Source organism: Streptosporangium canum, assembly GCF_900113865.1.
GTDB classification, from domain to species: Bacteria; Actinomycetota; Actinomycetes; order Streptosporangiales; family Streptosporangiaceae; genus Streptosporangium; species Streptosporangium canum.
Window position 1 is genome coordinate 1 of the sequence record NZ_FOQY01000080.1, and the last position, 2,501, is coordinate 2,501.

2 protein-coding genes are annotated in these 2,501 nt (G+C 65.1%); both read right to left on the reverse strand.

What is annotated here, in order from left to right; translation table 11 throughout:
• Positions 1-332: 332 nt before the first annotated feature.
• Positions 333-1,004 (reverse strand): DUF4276 family protein, encoded by a 672-nt coding sequence (locus BM085_RS42465; RefSeq protein WP_093892376.1) that lies wholly within the window; start codon positions 1,002-1,004, stop codon positions 333-335.
• 5 nt (positions 1,005-1,009) lie between these two features.
• The gene (locus tag BM085_RS42470; RefSeq protein ID WP_093892377.1) at positions 1,010-2,110 is read right to left on the reverse strand and encodes an AAA family ATPase; all 1,101 of its coding nucleotides are present in this window, start codon (positions 2,108-2,110) and stop codon (positions 1,010-1,012) included.
• Positions 2,111-2,501: the final 391 nt, after the last annotated feature.

Below are 2,501 nucleotides of genomic sequence, written 5' to 3' on the forward strand. Positions count from 1 at the left end.
AACACCGACCGCCGCTCAGCATGAGAGCCGGTGATCACGGCCCTCACCGGCGATCCAGCAGTCCGCGGCCCCCTGCCCCATAGCGGCAGGGGCCGCGCCTGGCGACGGGGGTCGGGGTGCGCAGCGGAAGGCCGGCCAGGCACCGCGCCGTAGCCGAAGCGCCGGCGGGCACCGTCGACCGTTTCGAGTTCGGCCTCCGTACCTCGCACCCGGACGATCGCGTCCTGCCACGCCGCCGCGTCGTAGTCGCGGACCTCACCGCAGGCCAGGACCGCCTCGCGCCGATCGACTCGTTCACCGTCTCGGCGGGACCTGGTGGTGATCCTGTTTGGTCATGATGACGGTGCGAGTGTGGTGATAACGGTGCGAAACCATGCATCGGCATGAGGGCAGGCGCCCCTGATGGCGTCGATGCCGAGTTCAGCGATGACGAGCGGACCATCGGAGGTCTTCCTGTATCGCGGAAAGAGATTGAGGATCCGTTTGGAAGGAGCGGTCTCCACCCCGTCATTGACGAGTTCGGCTCCCTGAGCGGTGAACACGATGGCCTTCGCGGCTTGCGCCAGTGCCGAATCGCCGGCGAGTGCACCGAGTGCATCGTGGCCGAGCAGGACCCATGCCTCGATCTCGTGAAGGACGAGGTGGGGGAGGAAGCGTGCAGCACCGACAGATTCAGCCATGGCACGTTCGACATGGGTGACTCTGTCCTGCGGCGTGCCACTCGGGCGCGTCGCCATCCCGGGGACGTCGGCGGGGAGTCCGTAGTAGTCGAAAAGCGTGGTCAACAGATCGATGGAGGAGTCGCGCGACAGAAGCCGGATCTCCTCGAAGATCTTGCTCCAGGATGAGAGGCCGCCCTTGTGGGCAGGCCCGCCCGCGGGACGTTTGGTCTTAAGTATGGAGTGGGTGGTGACGATTCCCGTTTCCTGTAGGTAAGGGGTGATGACGTCGCGGACAACCGTCTCCTCCGTCTGTCCCTCGCAGAGCAGATGCAGTCTGCGCACTCAGCTCACCTGAACTCGGCTTGTGGCCTGCCGCCAAGCAGGTTTTTCTCCCAGAGATCCCCCAGGGAGTAGTCGGCCAGCCAATCCTGTAGTCGGTCCGGATCCGGGCGTTCGAAGACCGATGCGCCGTCGGCACGTTCGACGATAACGAGGTCGTCCAGCGCGAACTGATTCATCAGGGTCACTGACTGGGTGGCGATGAGAACCTGGCTGTCGTGACTGGCCGCGCGCAGCATCTCGGCTAGCTGCACGATGGCGTAGGGATGCAGTCCGAGCTCCGGTTCGTCGAGCACGACGAGGTGCGGCAGATCCGGCATGCTCAGCAAGGTGGTCAGGCAGATGAATCTCAATGTTCCATCGGACAGTGCGTCGGCGGGAAGAACGGTGTCAGAACCTTCCTGCTGCCAACGGAGCAGCAGGCGGCCGTTTTCCTCGATGAGCACGAAGTCCCGGAAGAACGGGGCCACCTGCCGGATGGTACGCACAATCCGACGATAGGCGGCGGCATCGGTTTCCCGCAGCCGGAGCAGGACAGGGGCCAGGTTCCTCGCGTCCGGGTGCAACGCAAGGTTGTCGGAGGCATATCCGGTCTGTTTCACAGGAGCGTTGCGACTCGTGTCGTGAAAATGGAAGACGCGGCAGCCGCGCAGGATGCCCATGACGTCAGCGGGCCCGTTGATCGCATTGCGTTCTGCAAGCGCGGTCAGCCTCGTTTCCCGGTGTCCGCGCCCGAGCATCGACACTTCGAGGAGACCGGAGTCCTCGCTGGGAAAACGGACGTGCTCTTCTCCGAAGATGAGCTCGTCACCTGCAGCGGGGATGAGCACGGCCTCGTAACCGGCGGAATCGAGGTCCAGCTTGAGTGTGATGCTCGCATCGCCCTTGGGAGCACCATGGAGCAGGGCCGAGGCACCACCGGACTGGCCGACGAAGAGATTGAGCTCACCGTCGACGATCCTGCCGAGCAGGGCCAGAGCGGCGATGAAGTTGCTCTTGCCCGCGCCGTTGGCACCGATGAGCACGTTGAGATCACGCAGTTCGACCTGCGCCGAACGGATCGAGGTGTATCCCTTGACCGTGATCGACTGGAGTCTGCGGCGCGTCATGAAGCCAGCTTAAATCGACGGCTCAGATCCAGGGGACCAGGTCGCGAAGAGAGGTTCACCGGTAGGCGGTGGATCGGCGGGAAGTTCGCACCACACGGTCCGGCCGGGGCGGCGCTCGTGGGTGCGGTAGCCCCAGTTCCCGCCCGAGAGCTCGCTGACGATCGCCGGCCCCCGGCCGCCCTCCGTCAGCAGGCACGCCGGGTCCGCCCGGACGCGGGGCGCCTCGATGGTCAGATTCCCGGACACCCGTCGTCCTCTTGCTCCTGTCGCGCCGGAGAGGATCTTTCTCGTCATCTGGTGCCGCGCCGGCGATGTCATGTCTCCTTCCGTCCGCGGCGTTGGGCATTCCCGCTCTTCATCGGGGTATCGCAGGGCTTCGCCGGCGGTACGA